Consider the following 16,844-nt stretch of genomic DNA (forward strand, 5'->3'; position numbering starts at 1 on the left):
TTCGCCGGCCAGCTGGAAAACATGCTTGGCCAGGTCGACCGCCACGGTAGTGCAGGCCGACAAATCGGCAGAAGACAATGATTGATCAATCGAAGTATGCTTTTTCATGGACTCGCCCTCGCTGTCGTTGGCTGTTTAGACTGCCACCGTGGCGCATTGACGCCTCGGCGTGGGCGAGTCCATCCAATTACAGGGTTTCGTGTTGGACACAATATTAGTGTGCTGCCGCGATTCCTGTGGGAGCGAGCTTGCTCCCACACTAAATGAGTCGATAAAGCCTAGAAGTTGATGGTGTACCCAACAATCACCCGGTTTTCATCCGCCGCATCGGCAAAATTCGAGCGCATCGTCGCGTTACGCCAGCGCAGCGAAACATTCTTCAAGACCCCGGACTGGATAACGTAGCTCAGATCCGTCGTCCGCTCCCATTCCTCCCCCTCCCCACCCGAGGCCCGCAAGGCCCCAGCCTTGACGCTGCTGATAGTCGTCGGATCCACCTGGTCCCCCTTCACATAACGCAGGTTGAAGGTCAGCCCAGGTACACCGAGCGCAGCAAAATCGTAGTCATAACGCATCATCCAGGCCCGTTCATTGGCCAGGGCGAAGGTGCTGACCTGCTGCTCGCTGAACAGATAAGTGTCGGTACCGCCCACGTAGGCGTAAGCCGTGTCGCCGCGGACTTTCTGGTAGCCACCGCTGAAGGTATGGCCCTTGATCGAATAACCTAAATTAGTGCTCATAGTCCGGTTATCGACCTTGCCCAACAACTCGCGCCCTGTTTCACGGGCGGAAAAATAGCGCCACTCCGTAAACACATCGCCCGGCCCCATCCCGATCCTGTACTTGAACCCCGCAAAATCGCGCCGAAACAGGTCTTCGAGCTGGCTGGTGTGCAAGCTCAGGGTCAGGTTCTTGAGGGGTTGGTAGTCAGCACCGGCGTAGTACAAACGATCACTGGTGATACTGGCCGAATAAGCACCCTGTTGCGCCATCGCTGTCAGGTCTTCGAAGTCGGTAGAGTCGCGTAGCTTGGTCGAATCCACCTCCAGCGCAGTGAAGGTGAAGTTGTCCAGGTCCTTGCTCACCAACTGGGCACCGTTGAACCACTGCGGGAACAGCCGACTGTTGTTGGCAGCCAGCAACGGCAACTGCGGGCTGAGACCACCCACTCGAACCTCGGTCTGCGCAAGCCTGGCCTTGAACGTGCCAACGGCCTTGGAATAATCGTCGACGGCGCGCTTGTCCGCCCCCCGTGGCAACAACCCGCTGCCAGAGCGATCCGGGCTGGAGTCGAGCTTGATTCCCAGCATGCCCACCGCGTCCAGGCCAAAGCCCAGCGATCCTGGCGTAAACCCCGATTGCAACTTCAGCATGAACCCCTGCGCCCACTCGCCGCGCCGGGACTGGGTGGCGGAGTCACCGTGGAAATCACGATCAAAGTAAAAATTACGCAGCTCCAGACTGCCTTTTCCATCATCAACAAAACCTGCCTGAGCCACCGAATGAAAGGTGCAGCAAAGCGTCGCGAGCATCAGCGATGCTCGCTGCATAACGAATGAAGTCATGTTTCTGCCTTTTTTATTGTTGTTATAAGGAGCGAGGTTGTTTCAACAACCGGGTCAGGACTTCGGATTCTTGACGAAGCACGCGACCACAATGCATGCGATCAGGATCATTGGCGCAATGGACAGCATGCCCATGTAACTGGTACCGGAGACATCGTTGATCTTGCCGACCATGACCGGCGCGACCATGCCACTGAGCTGGCCGATGGAGTTGATGGCCGCCGTGCCACTGGCAATCGCCAACCCGGAGAAGGTCGATTGCGGAATGGTCCAGAAGATCGGGATCGCGATGAAGGTGCCCGCCGTGGCCAGCACCAGCGCCGCCATCATCGCCCAGGACGAATCGGAGAACAGGCAGGCCAGCAAGTAACCCACGGCCGCCAGCAACAGGCACATCACCAGGTACTTCTTGCGCTCGCCGGTACGGTCCGAGAGGCGGGTCAGCCAGATCATGCCGATGCACGCCACGATGTAGGGCAGCGATGACAGCATGCCGACCCAGAATACGCTTTGCACCCCGGACGATTTGATCAGGTGCGGCATCCAGAAATTGATGCCGTAGGAGGCCATTTTGATCACGAAGTAGATCAGCGCCATGATCGCCACTTCCCGGGTCAGCAATACGCGCCACAGCGAGGCATGCACCGGTCTGGCTTTGGCCCGGTCCTGTTCGAGGTTGGCCGCCAGCAGGTCCTTCTCGCCCCGGCTCAGCCACTTGGCCGATTCGATATCGCGGTCCAGCTTCCACAGCACCAGCAGGCCCAGCAACACACAGGGCAAGCCGGACATCAGGAACAACCAGTGCCAGCCCGCCAGGCCGAGCACGCCATCCATCGTCCCCAGCAGGATCCCGGCCGCTGGCCCGCCCAAGGCACCGGCCAGCGGTACCGACAGGAACCACAGCCCGTTCATCTTCGCCAGGTGCTTTTTCGGAAACCAGCAGGCCAGGTAGAACAGGATCGCCGGGCCGAAACCGGCTTCCATGACGCCGATCAGAAAGCGCAGGAAGTACAGGGTGTATTGGGTGTAGGCGAACATCAGGGCCGCGGTGGCCAGGCCCCAGGAGATCATGATCCGGCAGATCCAGGCCGGCGCACCGTAGCGTTTCAGGCCCAGGCTGCTGGGCACTTCGAACAGCACGTAGCCAATGAAAAACATGCTCGCCGCCAGGCCATAGGCCGCGTCGGACAAGCCCAGTTCCTGCTGCATCTGGACTTTGGCGAAGCTGATATTGATCCGGTCAAAATAGGAAAACAGAAAGCAGATGATGGCCAGCGGCATGATGCGCCAGGCCACGCGCCGATAAAGCAATAGCTCGTCGATCGTTTGTTCGCTGCGCGCGAGCGCCATTTCGCCAGTCATGGCAACCATGGTGTATCTCCGTTTTTGTAGTTATTAGAGAGAAGCAAAATCCTGCAGGACGTTGCTCAACTGGGTTTAACGGATCCGAATCAATTTTTCCTTGTAGGCCTGGCCCTTGCTAACATAGTCCCGGGCATTGCCGTGCATGCCGGCGATGGCTTCAGGCGTCAGCTCTCGCACCACTTTGGCCGGCGCCCCCAGAATCAGCGAGTTGTCCGGGAACACCTTGCCCTCGGTGACAATCGCGCCAGCACCGACCAGGCAGTTCTTGCCGATCACGGCGCCATTGAGCACCACCGCCTGAATCCCGATCAGCGCACCGTCGCCGATGGTGCAGCCATGCAACATGGCCTGGTGGCCGATGGTGACGCCCTCGCCCACGGTCAATGCAAAGCCGGGATCGGCGTGCAATACGGCACCTTCCTGCACGTTGCTGTGCTGACCGATGCGAATCGGCTCATTGTCGCCGCGCAACACGGCCTGGGGCCAGACACTGACGCCTTGCTCGAGCGTGACATTGCCGATGACCGTGGCGTCTTCGGCGACGAAGGTTTCGGCGTGGATCTCGGGGATCAGCCTATCGTATTGATAGATCGCCATGGCAACGCCTCCTCAGGCCTGAGCATCTGTTTTAAGCACGCCAGCCGCACACAGCTCGGCGATGTGCTCGTCGCTGTAACCGAGTTCGCGCATGACCTTGTGCGTATGTTCGCCGATTCGGGGAATCGACCGGCGCGGTTGCAGGCGCTCGCCATCCAGGGACAACGGCAGCAACGGCATGGCAGTGAAGGATCCGTCTTCGAGCTCGAGATTGGCCAGGCCGCCGCTTTGCAGCAGGTGCGGATCCTCGAACAACTCTTCCGGGCGACGTATCGGCGCAAAAGGAATGCTGTGGGCTTCGAGCTCCAGGGCTAGCGCCTGAGCATCCATCGTCGCGAAGACCTCGGCCAGATGCGCCAGCAGCCGTGGGCGCTGCAACACCCGGTCATTGTTGGTGGCCAGGGTCTGGTCATCGAGCAGCGCAGTCTGGCCCAGCAACTGGCACAAGGCATTCCACTGCCCTTCGCCGGTAGCGGCGACGAACATCTGCTCACCGCCGGCGAACTCGAACACGTCATAGATCGCCCAGGCGCTGATGCGGTTCGGCATCGGCGCGGCGGCCTGGCCGGTCACGGCGTACTGCTGCATGTGCTGGGCGGCGAGCAACACGCAGTTTTCGTAGAGCGCGCTCTGCACCTCACGACCCAAGCCGGTGACGTTGCGGTCGTTGAGCGCGGCAAGCACGCCGATGGCACCGAACATGCCGCCCATGATGTCGTTCACCGAGCTGCCGGCGCGCAACGGCCGGCCGACGGGCCCGGTCATGTAGGCCAGGCCGGCCATCATCTGCACCACTTCATCCAGGGCCAGGCGATTGTCATACGGACCCTTGAGAAAGCCTTTGTGCGAGGCATAGATCAGGCGCGGGTTGCGTTGACGAATCGCCTCGTAACCGAAGCCCAGCTCCTGCATGCGCCCGGGTTTGAAGTTCTCGATGAACACATCGCTGGTATCGATGAGTTCCAGTACGGCATCGCGCCCTTGCGCGGTGTTGACGTCGATGGCAATGCACTGCTTGTTGCGGTTGAAGGTGCGGAAGAATCCGGCACCGGCGCCCAACAGACGACGGGTACCGTCGCCGCGGGTCGGCTCGATCTTGATCACTTCGGCCCCGAGATCACCGAGGATCATCCCGCACGTCGGCCCCATCACCATGTGTGAGATTTCGACGACACGAATGCCTTGCAATGGAAGTCTGGACATTATTGTTTTCCTTAATCGCTGTGGTTCAAGCGCGGCTGGCGGCTGGGGGGTAATTGAGCGGCAGGCCGGCGCGGGCAATGCAGCCGTATTGGGCTTCGTCGGGCAAGGCATCGCGCAGCACCTGCCGTGAGGCGATCAGGGCGGCCAGGTCGATGCCGGTGTCGTAGCCCATGCTTTGCAGCATGAACACCAGGTCTTCGGTCACGGTGTTGCCGGACGCACCCGGTGCGAACGGGCAACCGCCCAGCCCGGCCAGGGACGAATCGAGTTCGGTGATGCCTTGCTGCACCGCCACCAGGCTGTTGGCGAGCGCCAGGCCGCGGGTGTCGTGGAAATGCGCGGCCCTGAGCTTGTCCCCGGCAATGGCGCGAATCGCCTGCAAGGTCGTCGCCACCTGGCCGGGATTGGCGTAGCCGGTGGTGTCGCCGAGGGACACCAGATCGCAACCGGCTTCCAGCACATGGCCGGTCAATGCGCAAAGGTCGCTCAGCGGCACATCGCCCTGGCGGGTGCAGCCAAAGGCAACCGACATTCCGGCAATCAGCTGCACAGTGTGCAAGCCCATCTCAGTGCGCAACTGGCACATCCGTGCCAGCTCCTCGACCATTTCCAGCGGAGTTCGCCGCACATTGGCCAGGCTATGGGCGGCGCTGACAGAGACCGGCGCGATGATGCGGTGCGCGCCGGATTCAAGCGCGTCGCGGCAGCCGCGCAGGTTCGGTGCCAGGACCGAGACCACCAGATCGGGGTAACTCAAGGCATGAGCCACCACTTCCCTGGCATCGGCCATTTGCGGCAGCAATCTGGCGGGCACGAAGGACGCGACTTCCATATGGCGTACGCCAGCGGCATAGGCCGCATCGATCCATTGGCGCTTGGCGATGGTAGGCATGATGGCTTGAAGGCTCTGCAAACCATCGCGCATGCCGACTTCGTTGATCGTTATTGTTGTCATGAAGTTCTCTCACAGGCTGAAGCACAGGCCCAGACTAGAGAGACAGCGCGGTGCCGAAAAGACGTGATTCACGGCCTGATCCATCGTCAACCGCGATGGATGGATCAGCGCGGCGATTGGCGCGGCGGTGCGCGTAGCAGCAGATGGTCCAGCAATCGACGCGCCGACAGCGACAAGGCCTCACGATCGCGCACGCAGATCACAAACTCACCCAGCGCCCAATCGTCGGTCAGGGGGATGATGCGCAGGTCGAACAGTTGCGCGTAGCGCGCCACCGCTTCCAGCGGGAACACCGCCAGTCCCAGCCCGAACTGCACCAGCCGGAACGCGGCATCGAATGACGACACGTAGGAGCGGAAACGCAGCTCCCGGCCATGCCTGGACGCGTCTTCGCGCATGAAGGTATTGAGGGTGGCGAAGGCCGACAATCCCAGATGATCAAAATCCAGCGTCTCTTCGAAGGCAATGCTGCTGCGATCGGCCAAGGGATGACTCGCACTCACCACGACTGCGAGGTGGTCCTGGCGGTAAGGCAAAAATTCCAGGTCGCCCACGGCCATCGAGCGCCGGCAGATGCCCAGGTCGGCATTGCCCTCAGCCACCCCGCGCACGACGTCGGGGCTGAAACGCTCTTCGATGTCGGCCTGGATCCGCGGGTTGTCCAACATGAAAGCGGACAGTTCTTCCGGCAGAAACTCCATGATCGACGACACGTTCGCCAATACCCGCACGTGCCCGCGGGCCCCTTCGGCGTATTCGCCCAGTTCGCTGTCGAGCCGCTCCATCGCTCGGGTCAGTGACCGCGCATGCCGCAGCAAGGCCAGCCCCGCCGGCGTCGGTTCGACCCCGCGCTTGCTGCGCTTGAGCAGCGGCGTGCCAAAGCGCGCCTCGATGTCCGAGATCCGCTTGCTGACCGCCGAGGGTGCGAGGAAGGCCCGCTCACTGGCACGGGCGATGGTGCCTTCGTCGCAGACCAGGATGAACAGGTGCAAGGACAGGTGATCCAGGTGCTGCATCAGATCCACCCCTCAAGCCGCAGCGTGGCCCGCACCAGCCGTTGCTCTTCGCCTTCGATTTCCCTGAGGTTGTCGCAAATGCTCTGGATATGCGCGATGGCGGCCTTGCGCGCCTGCTCCGGCATGCGCCCGGTCACGGCGTTGTAGAGTCGCGCGTGGTGGCGGTCGATCTGGCGTTTTTGCGGTTCGCGGTGGTAGAGGTTGTTGACCGAGGCAAAGACGGTGTTGAGCAGCAAGTCGGTCAGCGAGCGCAAGGTCTGCACCAGCACGGGATTGTGCGAGGCCTCGCAGATGGCCAGGTGAAACGCATGATCGAGCCGGGCATGGTCGCACGCTGGCAGCGAACGGTTGTGGGCATCGATCAATACCTCATAGGCGCGAGTGATCAGGACAAAGTCGGCGTCGGTGCCGCGCAAGGCCGCCAGGCGCGCGGATTCGCCCTCGAGCAGGCTGCGGACCTCGAACAGATCGTAGAGGGTGCGTGGCTGCGAGCTGAACAGGTGCATCAGCGGTGATACGCCACCGTGACCGGAAAGATCGGCGACGAATGAGCCCTTGCCCTGTTCGGTCCTGATAATGCCGCGAGCGCGCAACAGCTTCAGCCCTTCACGCAGTGCCGTGCGCGAGACGCCGAGTTTTTCGGTCAGACGCCGCTCCGATGGCAACAGCTGCCCGGTCTTGAGCACCCCATCGACGATCAGCCGTTCTATGCGCTCACAGACCACGTCTGCCACTTGCGGATTACGACCCGTTTCTGTGCTTTGCATTCACCCTCCAACTGGTATGACCAGTTGCATCAGCCTAATCACATCCATGCAAACCCTATTATAAGCTTATGTTTTATCGGAAGTTTTTTCGAAATAGCTGAAAATATCGAATAAAAAACTGGTTCGACCAGTCAAACAACGCATAGACAGTAGACCGCCTCGGGCCAATGATGCAAGTGAGCGTTATCCGCAAACAGGGCTCCAATAAAAACAACCGAGTGCCGTGAACCGCCTATGAACATCCTCTACGATGAACGCGTCGATGGTGTCTTGCCTGATGTCGACAGAACCGCACTGATCCAGGCGCTGCAAACGCGATTGCCGGATCTGGACATCCTGCATCAGCGCGAAGAACTCAAGCCGTACGAATGCGACGGACTCTCTGCCTACCGCACCACGCCCATGCTGGTGGTGCTGCCACGTCACCTCGACGAGGTGCAAGGCGTGCTGCGAATCTGCCACGAGCTGCAGGTCCCGGTGGTCGCCCGCGGCGCCGGCACTGGTTTGTCCGGTGGTGCATTGCCGTTGGAAAAAGGCGTACTGCTGGTGATGGCGCGCTTCAACAACATCCTGCACATCGACCCCGCCGCCCGCACCGCCCGGGTCCAGCCGGGGGTGCGCAACCTGGCGATTTCCCAGGCGGCGGCGCCATTTGGCCTGTACTACGCGCCGGACCCTTCCTCGCAGATCGCCTGCTCCATCGGCGGCAACGTGGCGGAAAACGCCGGTGGCGTGCATTGCCTGAAATACGGGCTGACGGTGCACAACCTGCTCAAGGTCGACATCCTCACTGTCGATGGCGAGCACCTGAGCCTGGGGTCGAATGCCCTCGATTCGCCGGGGTTCGATCTGCTGGCGCTGTTCACTGGTTCCGAAGGCATGCTCGGGGTCATCACCGAGGTTACGGTCAAGCTGCTGCCCAAACCGCAGACCGCCAAGGTGCTGCTGGCGGCGTTCGATTGCGTAGAAAAGGCCGGGCGCGCGGTGGGTGACATCATCGCCGCCGGCATCATCCCCGGCGGCCTGGAAATGATGGACAACCTGGCCATTCGTGCCGCCGAAGACTTCATCCACGCCGGCTATCCAGTGGACGCCGAAGCCATTTTGCTGTGCGAACTCGATGGCGTCGAAGCCGACGTCCACGACGACTGCGACCGCGTGCGCCAGGTGCTGGAACAGGCCGGTGCCACCGAAGTGCGCCTGGCCCGCGATGAAGCCGAGCGGGTGCGTTTCTGGGCCGGGCGCAAGAATGCCTTCCCGGCGGTGGGCCGCCTCTCCCCGGATTACTACTGCATGGACGGCACCATCCCGCGTCGCGAACTGCCCGGCGTGCTGCAAGCCATTGCCGCCTTGTCGGCCGAATACGAGCTGCGGGTGGCCAACGTATTCCACGCCGGCGACGGCAACATGCACCCGCTGATTCTGTTCGATGCCAACCAACCCGGTGAACTCGATCGCGCCGAAGCCCTGGGCGGCAAGATCCTTGAATTGTGCGTCAAAGTCGGCGGCAGCATTACCGGCGAACACGGCGTGGGCCGGGAGAAGATCAATCAGATGTGCGCGCAATTCAACAGCGATGAGCTGACCCTGTTCCATGCCGTCAAAGCCGCCTTCGATCCCAGTGGCTTGCTCAACCCCGGCAAGAACATTCCGACCCTGCACCGCTGCGCCGAGTTTGGCGCCATGCACGTGCACATGGGTCAGTTGCCCTTCCCTGAACTGGAGCGTTTCTGATGCGCAGCGAACAGGATATGGATGACAGCGGCGCCCTGCTGGAACAGGTCGACCAGGCGCTGCAAAACGCCACGCCGCTGCGCATCCAGGGCTCCAACAGCAAGGCGTTTCTGGGGCGCATCGTCGCCGGGGAAGTGCTTGATACGCGCTCCCATCGAGGCATCGTCAGCTACGACCCGACCGAACTGGTGATTACCGCCCGCTGCGGCACGCCATTGGCCGAGCTGGCCGAGGTGCTGGACGCGGCGCAGCAGATGCTCCCCTGCGAACCGCCGTCCTTCGGTGACGACGCCACCGTCGGCGGCATGATCGCCAGTGGGCTGTCGGGACCACGCCGTCCCTGGTCAGGCTCGGTGCGCGATTTCGTGCTGGGAACACGGGTCATCACCGGGCACGGCAAACATTTGCGCTTCGGTGGCGAAGTCATGAAAAACGTCGCCGGCTACGACCTGTCGCGCCTGATGGCCGGCAGCTACGGATCACTTGGGGTGATCACCGAAGTCTCGCTCAAGGTCCTGCCCAAACCGCGGCAATGCTTGAGCATCAGCCTCGATATGGACAGCGATCGCGCCCTGCTGCGCCTGGCGCAATGGGGCCAGCAACCGCTGCCGATCAGTGCCGCGTGCCACGACGGTCAGCGCCTGCACCTGCGCCTCGAAGGTGGCGAAGGCTCGGTGGCGGCAGCCCATGACCGCTTGGGTGGCGAGCTGCTGGATGCTGCGTACTGGGCGGACCTCAACGAGCATCGCTTGAGTTTCTTCGACGAGGACCAGCCGCTCTGGCGCTTGTCCGTGCCCAACAACACGGCAAGGCTGTCCCTGCCCGGCCGGCAGCTGATCGATTGGGGCGGCGCACAGCGCTGGCTCAAATCCGATGCCGAGGCCTCGTTCATCCGCAAGGTCGTCGATGAGGTTGGCGGGCATGTGACCTGTTACAGCCACGGTCTGATCGACAGTCCGTTCCAGCCGCTGCCCACCGCGCTGATGCGCTACCACCGCAGCCTGAAGCAGCAACTCGACCCCCGGGGCATCTTCAACCCCGGTCGCCTGTACGCGGAGCTTTGAGCCATGCAGACCACCTTGAGCGAACACGCGCGCCAACTGCCCCGTGCCGAAGAAGCCGAAAGCATCCTGCGCACCTGCGTGCACTGCGGTTTCTGCAATGCCACCTGCCCGACCTATCAGTTGCTCGGCGATGAACTGGATGGCCCCCGGGGTCGCATCTACCTGATCAAACAGGTGCTGGAAGGCAACGAGGTCACACAGAAAACCCAACAGCATCTGGATCGCTGCCTGTCATGCCGCAACTGCGAAACCACCTGCCCTTCCGGCGTCGACTACCACAACTTGCTGGACATCGGCCGCGCGGTGGTCGATGCGGCCGTGCCGCGCTCGCTCGACCAGCGCCTGTTGCGCGAAGGATTGCGCGGCGTCGTGCCCAATCCGCGACTGTTCAAGGCGCTGGTCAGCAGCGGCCAGGTGTTCCGCGCGTTGTTGCCCAACTCCCTGCAGGCCAAGTTGCCGCGCCGCGTCTACCCGGCGAAGCCGCGCCCGGTCACTCGCCATGCCCGGCAGGTGCTGATGCTCGAAGGCTGCGTGCAGCCGAGCCTGTCGCCCAATACCAACGCGGCCACCGCGCGCGTCCTGGATCGGCTGGGCATCAGCGTGACACCGACCCGCGAAGCAGGCTGCTGCGGCGCCGTGGACTATCACCTCGACGCCCAGGCCGCCGGCCTCGATCGTGCCCGGCGCAATATCGACGCCTGGTGGCCGAGCATTGAAAACGGGGCCGAGGCCATCGTGCAAACCGCCAGCGGTTGCGGCGCTTTCATCAAGGACTACGGGCACCTGCTCAGCGCCGACCCGGCCTATGCCGAGAAGGCGAAAAAGGTCAGTGCACTGGCCAAGGACCTGGTCGAAGTGCTGCGCGACGAGCCGCTGGAAAAGCTCGGGGTGCACGGCGATCAGCGCCTGGCGTTTCACTGCCCCTGCACCTTGCAGCACGCACAGAAACTCGGTGGTGCGGTCGAGTCGATCCTGACCCGCCTGGGCTTCAACCTGACGCCCGTACCCGACGCTCACCTGTGCTGCGGCTCGGCGGGCACTTATTCAGTGACCCAACCCGAATTGTCCCGACAACTGCGCGACAACAAGCTCAATGCGCTCGAGAGTGGACGCCCCGAAGTCATTGTCACGGCCAATATCGGCTGTCAGTCTCACCTCGACGGTGCGGGCCGAACCCCGGTCAGGCATTGGATCGAACTGGTCGAAGCCGCATTGCCTTAACCCAACCCTGGAGAATCCCATGAACAGCAAAGCCGTACTGAGCCAGAGCGAAGTCAGCCAGATCCTCGCTGCCGCCCGCACCGAAGCCCAGAACAACCAGTGGGCCGTGACCATCGCGATCGTCGACGACGGCGGTCATCCGCTGGCCCTCGAACGCCTCGACGGTTGTGCCCCGATCGGCGCCTACATCGCCACCGAAAAGGCCCGCACTTCGGCCCTGGGTCGGCGCGAGTCCAAAGGCTATGAAGAGATGGTCAACGGTGGACGCCACGCCTTCTTGTCAGCCCCCCTGCTGACCTCCCTGGAAGGCGGCGTGCCGATCATCGTCGACGGCCAGGTGATAGGCGCGGTCGGGGTGTCCGGGGTCAAGGCCGAGCAGGATGCACAAGTGGCCAAGGCCGGCGCGCAAAGCCTGACATGAACAGGGCGCAGTTCGCGCTAAATAAACGCATGAACTGGCGCCGCAAAACCGCGCGCTGGTGTTCGAAGGTGGCGCGCAACCCAATGTCTATACGAACCGTTGCTGCACAAATTCCGGCAGAGGTTCAAGGAACACACCCAGGCCTGATGCCTGGTGCCTGTAGGAGCAAGCTCGCTCCTACAATTAATGTTTTGTCCCTGGTATGCGCAAAGTACGCCGAGCAATCAGAATGGCCATGAGCGCCAAGCCGAACGTCACCCACGAAACCAGCCCGATTCCACCCTCGAATGCCCTTGCGGCCTGCGCCATCAATTCTCTCCCTTGATCAGCCGACAAGTCTGCCGCCACATGATGGGCGCCAGATAGCGTCTCACTCGCCAGCATCATCTGCACATCGTTCAGAAACCCCGGAAGTTGCAATGCACCGCGATAGTAGGCAGTGACGAGACCACCGAGCACTGTCGTCCCCAAAACCACGCCCACTTCATAGGCCGTTTCGCTAATGGCCGACGCCGCACCCGCCTTTGCTGGCGGCGCGGCTGACAAGATCACGTCATTGGATACCGTCGCGATCGCACCCACGCCGATGTTCAGCAAGGCAAACGCCACCACCAGAACGGTCAAGCTACTGCCCATGCTGGCGACCAGCAAAAATGCCGCTCCAGCAAACGCCATGAGAATCGGTACCAGCACCTGCAATTGAACCCGCTGCGCGACAGGCACGACCGCCATCCCCACCACAATCGCCATGACCTGACCCGGTATCAACGCGAGACTGGCACTCAAGGGCGACATCTGGAGAACAATCTGCAGGAATTGAGTAGTGAAAAATACGAAGCCTACGAGGAATGCCAGGCTCATCAAATTGATCAGCACGGAACCGCTAAAGGTGCCGTTGCGGAACAGACTCAGGTCCATCAGCGGCACAGGCAATCGTAACTGCCGACGCACAAACATCCAGCCCGCGACTACGCCCACTGCAAATGCTGTCAACGCCATCGAATCGATACCATTACTGGCGCTGTGTTTAATGCCATAAACAATGGCGCCAAGGGCGACCATTGACTGCAGAATACTTATCGGATCCAGCGGCCCTGAAGAGTCTCTTTCGGATTCGGGTAACAACAGAGGCCCCAGCACCAGCAACGGCACCAACACGGGTACCGCCAAAAGGAAAATCGACCCCCAACTGAAGAACTCCAGCAACACCCCACCCACCAAAGGACCGAGTGCCGATCCTACCGTCAAGGTCGTAGCCCAGATCGCGACTGCAAGCCTGCGTTCTTCCCGATCTTCGAACACCGAACGTATCAACGCCAGAGTTGACGGCATCAACATCGCACCGAAAACGCCCATACACGCTCGCCCGGCAATCAGTTGCATGGCGGTATCGGAATACGCAGTCAGCACCGACACTATGGCAAACCCCAAAGAACCAGCCAACAGCAACTTACGATGGCCGATTCGATCCCCCAGACTCCCCATCGACACCAGCAATCCGGCCAATATCAGCGAATATGCATCGATCATCCACAATTGCTGGCTGGCGCTCGGGTGCAGGGCTTCGGCGATCTTTGGTAACGCAAATCCAAGTACCGTATTGTCAACGGTCACCAGCAATACAGGTAGCATCAGCACGCTTAGGCCTAACCAGCGTTTTGATCTACGTTGTGTTGCCTCACCTGTCAAGGTCATTAACGACACTCCTTATCGTGTAAGAAAATTTACTTCCCTCCTTGGAAGAAAAGGACCTTTCTATAATTTCGATACATTAAGATTCAATCAACTATTTGTTTCATATTGTATCTTTGAGATAGCTCAAACACTTTCAAGTCAAACCAATAACTAAATATCAACTCAACTAACAGCCTTTGCTGAGTCGAGGAAGGTAAAAGACAAAAGAAAATGCTCAAGTCTAATGCCGTGCCACAAAGGCATTGCTCACCTCCTTTTTGGAGTCGCGCACAGAAGCCGGGAGCAAGGCGATTTTATCCGTGAGAGTGCCTATCAAGGTGCTTTGGCCCATCGGCGACTCAAACAACTCGATACCCAGAAGATGAGCCACCTCGAACGCCACGCCTATTTCACAGCCTGGCTCACATTTCTCGAGGCGCTGTATGAGGCTACGGGAAACACCGGCCCGGTCAGCCAGTTGCTGCAGGGTCAACCCACGCTCTTTTCACTTGAGCTGGATCGGCTTCCCCAGAATCTCTAGTGCCTTGAAGGTGTGGGGTGAATAGGTGCGATTGGCCATGACGGACGCTCTTCAGACGATGATTAGAATAAACCTGTAGGCGAAGGCGTTTTCATGGGTGCTGCAAGGCTTGATGCCGCCTTCGCTGGTATAAATACCCGTATACGGTTCACCAAGCTACTTTATGGATTGTTTACAGGTATTTTTGCCAATTTATCCGTACCACAAGCGTCGTTCGATAACGGCGATCGTTTGATCTGCACTTCAGCATTTGTTCTTGAGCGACTACGCTCGATAATTATCGCTCACATCGTCGAGCCGGCAGACACCCGCCCCGCCCAAAAGGAAGCGCACAGATGACCCGTCTCACTGCGAAAGACTTTGCCCCGGAATTGCTCGAACTGTATGACTACTACGCCCACGGCAAGATCAACCGGCGCGAGTTTCTTGATCGTGCGGCGTTGTTCACCCTGGGCGGCTTGACGGCCAGCGCGCTCCTCGCCGCGCTGAGCCCGAACTATGCGCTCGCCGAGCAGGTGGAGTTTACCGACCCGGACATCATCGCCGAGTACGTCACTTACCCCTCGCCCAAGGGCAACGGGCAGGTCCGTGGTTATCTGGTGCGACCGGCGAAGGCCAGCGGCAAGGTGCCGGGGGTGGTGGTCGTGCATGAAAACCGCGGGCTCAACCCCTACATCGAGGATGTCGCGCGGCGCGTGGCCAAGGCCGGTTTCATCGCCCTCGCCCCCGATGGCCTGACGTCGGTCGGCGGCTATCCTGGCAATGATGACAAAGGCCGGGATCTACAGGCGACGGTCGATCCTGAAAAGCTCATGAATGACTTTTTCGCCGCGATCGAGTGGTTGATGAAGCACGATGCAACGACTGGCAAAGTCGGCATCACCGGGTTCTGTTACGGCGGTGGCGTGGTCAATGCCGCGGCCGTGGCTTATCCGGAACTGGGGGCTGGCGTGTCCTTTTATGGCCGACAGCCAGAGGCCAAGGACGTCCCCCGGATCAAGGCACCGTTGATGCTACACTATGGCGAACTGGATACCCGTATCAACGAAGGCTGGCCAGCCTACGAGAAGGCGTTGAAAGCGGCGGGAAAGACCTATGAAGCCTACATTTATCCGGGCGCCAACCACGGTTTCCATAACGACTCCACGCCCCGGTACGATGACGCTGCGGCGAGGTTGGCCTGGGACCGGACGCTGGGGTGGTTTCGGCGGTATCTGGTTTAGCGGTGACTTCGGGTCATGACTCACACACGGCTCGTTTCGGGTCATTGCTGATGCACGGTTGCTCCGCCGTTTCCATCAGCAACTGATCCACCACACCCGACAGCGCGACCTGCCCATCCCCGGTGCTACGCAGCACTTGCTGGTAGAGGCTGCGCTGTCGCTCTGCACTGGTACCGTCCCGCAGTATCCGGCGTGCCTTGGCAAAGACCTCCTCCACGCCCATTGCCTGCGCTGCATCGCCAAAGATCTGCTCGGCCATGAACAACCACTGCTCGGCAGAGAAAGGCCGGTCGTAACCCTCGACAATGAAGGACGCGTGGATGCCAAATCGCTTCGCGCGCCAGCGATTTTCCTGGAGGATCCATCGCGATTCCTGTGACCAGGTCGATCCCGGGCGGGGTTGATCGATGGCGCAGGCGACCAGTAATCGAAACAAAGAGGCAATGCACAAAGCATCCTCCAGCCGTGGGCACCCATCCGTCATCCGCAGCTCCAGCGTCGGAAACCGGGTAGCGGGTCGTACACCCCACCAACATTCGCTGGCCTGACGGATGGCGCCGGTGCGGATCAGCAAAGCGATGTAAGCGTCATAGGCACCTTGATCTTCGAAGTACTCCGGAACGCCCATCCTCGGCCACTCATCACAGGCCGCCTGGCGATAGCTCATGAAGCCGCTGTCGGTGCCGTTCCAAAAAGGCGAGGAGCTGCTCATTGCCAATAACAACGGCATCCACGGCAAGATTTCGTTCATCACTTGAATGCGATCCAGGTGATCCGGCACTTCGACATGCACGTGCAGACCGGATAGCAGGCTACGCCAGGCGACGTGCTGGTAGTCTTCGAACAGTTTGAGAAAGTGGGTTTGCTCCGTGGCCTGTTGCGTACGCCAGTCAGCCAAAGGATGACTGCCGGCCGTGAGCAATCCCAGACCATAGGGTTCGAGCGCGAGCCGCAGCCCTTGGCGAGCAGTGCCCAGGTACTGCGCGGCTTGCGCAAGGCGGGTGAAGATCGGGGAAGCGACTTCGATCTGCCCCTGGAACATCTCATGGGCAAAACAATCGCCCAGCACCGCCTTGCACGCGTCAATCGCAGCGCCGGGGGGCTTGCCGGACATGCGCCGGGAGTCCAGGTCGGTGATGAAGTATTCCTCTTCAATGCCAAACTTCAGGTGTCTGTTCATCCCTGCGCCCTTAAGTGATAGTCCTCGCCCGCGACCGCGCGCAGATACGCCTGATCCGCCTCGATTCGCAGGTCTCGCCACTCCTCCCAACTGACGATCCCCTGGCGATCCATCTCGTCCGACTGTCGTAGCAGCTCTTCATGGTAGGCATCGGGGGATTCCATGCGCAGCGCGATGTTTTCCAGCGCCCGATGCCAGCCATCCAATGCACAAAGTCGTCGCTCCTCGGCCTGCGTAAGCAGGTTTCTGAATGAATTCATGGCCGTGGGATTCCAGAGTTATTTTGTGAATGGAGCTATCGCGTGCGACATAGGTTCA

Annotated in this window: 17 protein-coding genes; 6 read left to right on the forward strand and 11 right to left on the reverse strand. The window is 60.7% G+C overall.

What is annotated here, in order from left to right:
- Positions 1–278: 278 nt before the first annotated feature.
- The 7 genes from F8N80_RS16215 to glcC all read right to left on the reverse strand — a co-directional run bounded on the left by F8N80_RS16215 (position 279) and on the right by glcC (position 7,468).
- Positions 279–1,565 (reverse strand): OprD family porin, encoded by a 1,287-nt coding sequence (locus F8N80_RS16215; RefSeq protein WP_150784274.1) that lies wholly within the window; start codon positions 1,563–1,565, stop codon positions 279–281.
- Between the two features lie 54 nt (positions 1,566–1,619).
- Complete coding sequence (locus F8N80_RS16220; RefSeq protein ID WP_150784275.1) at positions 1,620–2,936, reverse strand: MFS transporter; 1,317 nt, start codon at positions 2,934–2,936, stop codon at positions 1,620–1,622.
- Between the two features lie 66 nt (positions 2,937–3,002).
- Positions 3,003–3,527: a gamma carbonic anhydrase family protein gene (locus F8N80_RS16225; RefSeq protein WP_150784276.1), complete on the reverse strand. Its 525-nt coding sequence runs from the start codon at positions 3,525–3,527 to the stop codon at positions 3,003–3,005.
- A 12-nt stretch (positions 3,528–3,539) separates the two neighbouring features.
- Positions 3,540–4,730: a CaiB/BaiF CoA transferase family protein gene (locus tag F8N80_RS16230; protein WP_150748296.1), complete on the reverse strand. Its 1,191-nt coding sequence runs from the start codon at positions 4,728–4,730 to the stop codon at positions 3,540–3,542.
- A gap of 25 nt (positions 4,731–4,755) precedes the next feature.
- Complete coding sequence (locus F8N80_RS16235; RefSeq protein ID WP_150748297.1) at positions 4,756–5,685, reverse strand: hydroxymethylglutaryl-CoA lyase; 930 nt, start codon at positions 5,683–5,685, stop codon at positions 4,756–4,758.
- Positions 5,686–5,789: 104 nt separating this feature from the next.
- Positions 5,790–6,701, reverse strand: a complete 912-nt coding sequence (locus tag F8N80_RS16240; RefSeq protein ID WP_150748298.1) for a LysR family transcriptional regulator — start codon at positions 6,699–6,701, stop codon at positions 5,790–5,792.
- The gene (gene glcC, locus F8N80_RS16245; RefSeq protein WP_150784277.1) at positions 6,701–7,468 is read right to left on the reverse strand and encodes a transcriptional regulator GlcC; all 768 of its coding nucleotides are present in this window, start codon (positions 7,466–7,468) and stop codon (positions 6,701–6,703) included. The genes F8N80_RS16240 and glcC overlap by 1 nt, the downstream gene beginning before the upstream one ends.
- Positions 7,469–7,702: 234 nt before the next feature.
- Here glcC and glcD point away from each other — a divergent pair, with 234 nt between their 5' ends.
- From glcD to F8N80_RS16265, 4 genes are read left to right on the forward strand one after another with little or no spacing between them, the layout of a single operon-like run.
- Positions 7,703–9,202, forward strand: a complete 1,500-nt coding sequence (glcD, locus tag F8N80_RS16250; protein ID WP_150784278.1) for a glycolate oxidase subunit GlcD — start codon at positions 7,703–7,705, stop codon at positions 9,200–9,202.
- Positions 9,202–10,266 carry a glycolate oxidase subunit GlcE gene (glcE, locus tag F8N80_RS16255; RefSeq protein ID WP_150748301.1) on the forward strand — a complete coding sequence of 355 codons (1,065 nt, stop codon included), beginning with the start codon at positions 9,202–9,204 and terminating at the stop codon, positions 10,264–10,266. Before glcD ends, glcE begins: the two co-directional genes overlap by 1 nt.
- Before the next feature lie 3 nt (positions 10,267–10,269).
- On the forward strand, positions 10,270–11,487 hold the full coding sequence (gene glcF, locus F8N80_RS16260) for a glycolate oxidase subunit GlcF (RefSeq protein ID WP_150784279.1): 1,218 nt from the start codon (positions 10,270–10,272) through the stop codon (positions 11,485–11,487).
- Positions 11,488–11,506: 19 nt separating this feature from the next.
- Positions 11,507–11,908 carry a heme-binding protein gene (locus F8N80_RS16265; RefSeq protein WP_150784280.1) on the forward strand — a complete coding sequence of 134 codons (402 nt, stop codon included), beginning with the start codon at positions 11,507–11,509 and terminating at the stop codon, positions 11,906–11,908.
- A 183-nt stretch (positions 11,909–12,091) separates the two neighbouring features.
- Here the strand turns inward: F8N80_RS16265 and F8N80_RS16270 are convergent, their stop codons facing one another.
- Together F8N80_RS16270 and F8N80_RS16275 are read right to left on the reverse strand one after the other, a co-directional pair.
- Positions 12,092–13,603 carry an MFS transporter gene (locus F8N80_RS16270; protein WP_150784281.1) on the reverse strand — a complete coding sequence of 504 codons (1,512 nt, stop codon included), beginning with the start codon at positions 13,601–13,603 and terminating at the stop codon, positions 12,092–12,094.
- 220 nt (positions 13,604–13,823) lie between these two features.
- Entirely contained in the window at positions 13,824–14,075 is a 252-nt protein-coding gene (locus F8N80_RS16275) for a helix-turn-helix transcriptional regulator (protein WP_224790701.1), read from the reverse strand.
- Positions 14,076–14,216: 141 nt separating this feature from the next.
- Here F8N80_RS16275 and F8N80_RS16280 point away from each other — a divergent pair, with 141 nt between their 5' ends.
- Together F8N80_RS16280 and yghX are read left to right on the forward strand one after the other, a co-directional pair.
- Positions 14,217–14,462, forward strand: coding sequence for a hypothetical protein (locus tag F8N80_RS16280; RefSeq protein WP_150748305.1), 246 nt, complete (start codon positions 14,217–14,219; stop codon positions 14,460–14,462).
- The gene (gene yghX, locus F8N80_RS16285; RefSeq protein ID WP_150784282.1) at positions 14,459–15,346 is read left to right on the forward strand and encodes a YghX family hydrolase; all 888 of its coding nucleotides are present in this window, start codon (positions 14,459–14,461) and stop codon (positions 15,344–15,346) included. The genes F8N80_RS16280 and yghX overlap by 4 nt, the downstream gene beginning before the upstream one ends.
- Positions 15,347–15,359: 13 nt before the next feature.
- Here the strand turns inward: yghX and F8N80_RS16290 are convergent, their stop codons facing one another.
- Together F8N80_RS16290 and F8N80_RS16295 are read right to left on the reverse strand one after the other, a co-directional pair.
- On the reverse strand, positions 15,360–16,526 hold the full coding sequence (locus tag F8N80_RS16290; protein WP_150784283.1) for a carboxylate-amine ligase: 1,167 nt from the start codon (positions 16,524–16,526) through the stop codon (positions 15,360–15,362).
- Positions 16,523–16,786 (reverse strand): hypothetical protein, encoded by a 264-nt coding sequence (locus F8N80_RS16295; RefSeq protein WP_150748308.1) that lies wholly within the window; start codon positions 16,784–16,786, stop codon positions 16,523–16,525. Before F8N80_RS16295 ends, F8N80_RS16290 begins: the two co-directional genes overlap by 4 nt.
- Between the last annotated feature and the right edge of the window lie 58 nt (positions 16,787–16,844).

The organism is Pseudomonas fluorescens (genome assembly GCF_902497995.1).
GTDB classification, from domain to species: Bacteria; Pseudomonadota; Gammaproteobacteria; order Pseudomonadales; family Pseudomonadaceae; genus Aquipseudomonas; species Aquipseudomonas fluorescens_BK.

What these genes read in the sequence shown, in the direction of transcription:
- F8N80_RS16215 (WP_150784274.1), bottom strand. Translation starts at nt 1,565, where the DNA reads ATGACTTCATTCGTTATGCAGCGAGCATCGCTGATGCTCGCGACGCTT.
- F8N80_RS16220 (WP_150784275.1), bottom strand. Translation starts at nt 2,936, where the DNA reads ATGGTTGCCATGACTGGCGAAATGGCGCTCGCGCGCAGCGAACAAACG.
- F8N80_RS16225 (WP_150784276.1), bottom strand. Translation starts at nt 3,527, where the DNA reads ATGGCGATCTATCAATACGATAGGCTGATCCCCGAGATCCACGCCGAA.
- F8N80_RS16230 (WP_150748296.1), bottom strand. Translation starts at nt 4,730, where the DNA reads ATGTCCAGACTTCCATTGCAAGGCATTCGTGTCGTCGAAATCTCACAC.
- F8N80_RS16235 (WP_150748297.1), bottom strand. Translation starts at nt 5,685, where the DNA reads ATGACAACAATAACGATCAACGAAGTCGGCATGCGCGATGGTTTGCAG.
- F8N80_RS16240 (WP_150748298.1), bottom strand. Translation starts at nt 6,701, where the DNA reads ATGCAGCACCTGGATCACCTGTCCTTGCACCTGTTCATCCTGGTCTGC.
- glcC (WP_150784277.1), bottom strand. Translation starts at nt 7,468, where the DNA reads ATGCAAAGCACAGAAACGGGTCGTAATCCGCAAGTGGCAGACGTGGTC.
- glcD (WP_150784278.1), top strand. Translation starts at nt 7,703, where the DNA reads ATGAACATCCTCTACGATGAACGCGTCGATGGTGTCTTGCCTGATGTC.
- glcE (WP_150748301.1), top strand. Translation starts at nt 9,202, where the DNA reads ATGCGCAGCGAACAGGATATGGATGACAGCGGCGCCCTGCTGGAACAG.
- glcF (WP_150784279.1), top strand. Translation starts at nt 10,270, where the DNA reads ATGCAGACCACCTTGAGCGAACACGCGCGCCAACTGCCCCGTGCCGAA.
- F8N80_RS16265 (WP_150784280.1), top strand. Translation starts at nt 11,507, where the DNA reads ATGAACAGCAAAGCCGTACTGAGCCAGAGCGAAGTCAGCCAGATCCTC.
- F8N80_RS16270 (WP_150784281.1), bottom strand. Translation starts at nt 13,603, where the DNA reads ATGACCTTGACAGGTGAGGCAACACAACGTAGATCAAAACGCTGGTTA.
- F8N80_RS16280 (WP_150748305.1), top strand. Translation starts at nt 14,217, where the DNA reads ATGGGTGCTGCAAGGCTTGATGCCGCCTTCGCTGGTATAAATACCCGT.
- yghX (WP_150784282.1), top strand. Translation starts at nt 14,459, where the DNA reads ATGACCCGTCTCACTGCGAAAGACTTTGCCCCGGAATTGCTCGAACTG.
- F8N80_RS16290 (WP_150784283.1), bottom strand. Translation starts at nt 16,526, where the DNA reads ATGAACAGACACCTGAAGTTTGGCATTGAAGAGGAATACTTCATCACC.
- F8N80_RS16295 (WP_150748308.1), bottom strand. Translation starts at nt 16,786, where the DNA reads ATGAATTCATTCAGAAACCTGCTTACGCAGGCCGAGGAGCGACGACTT.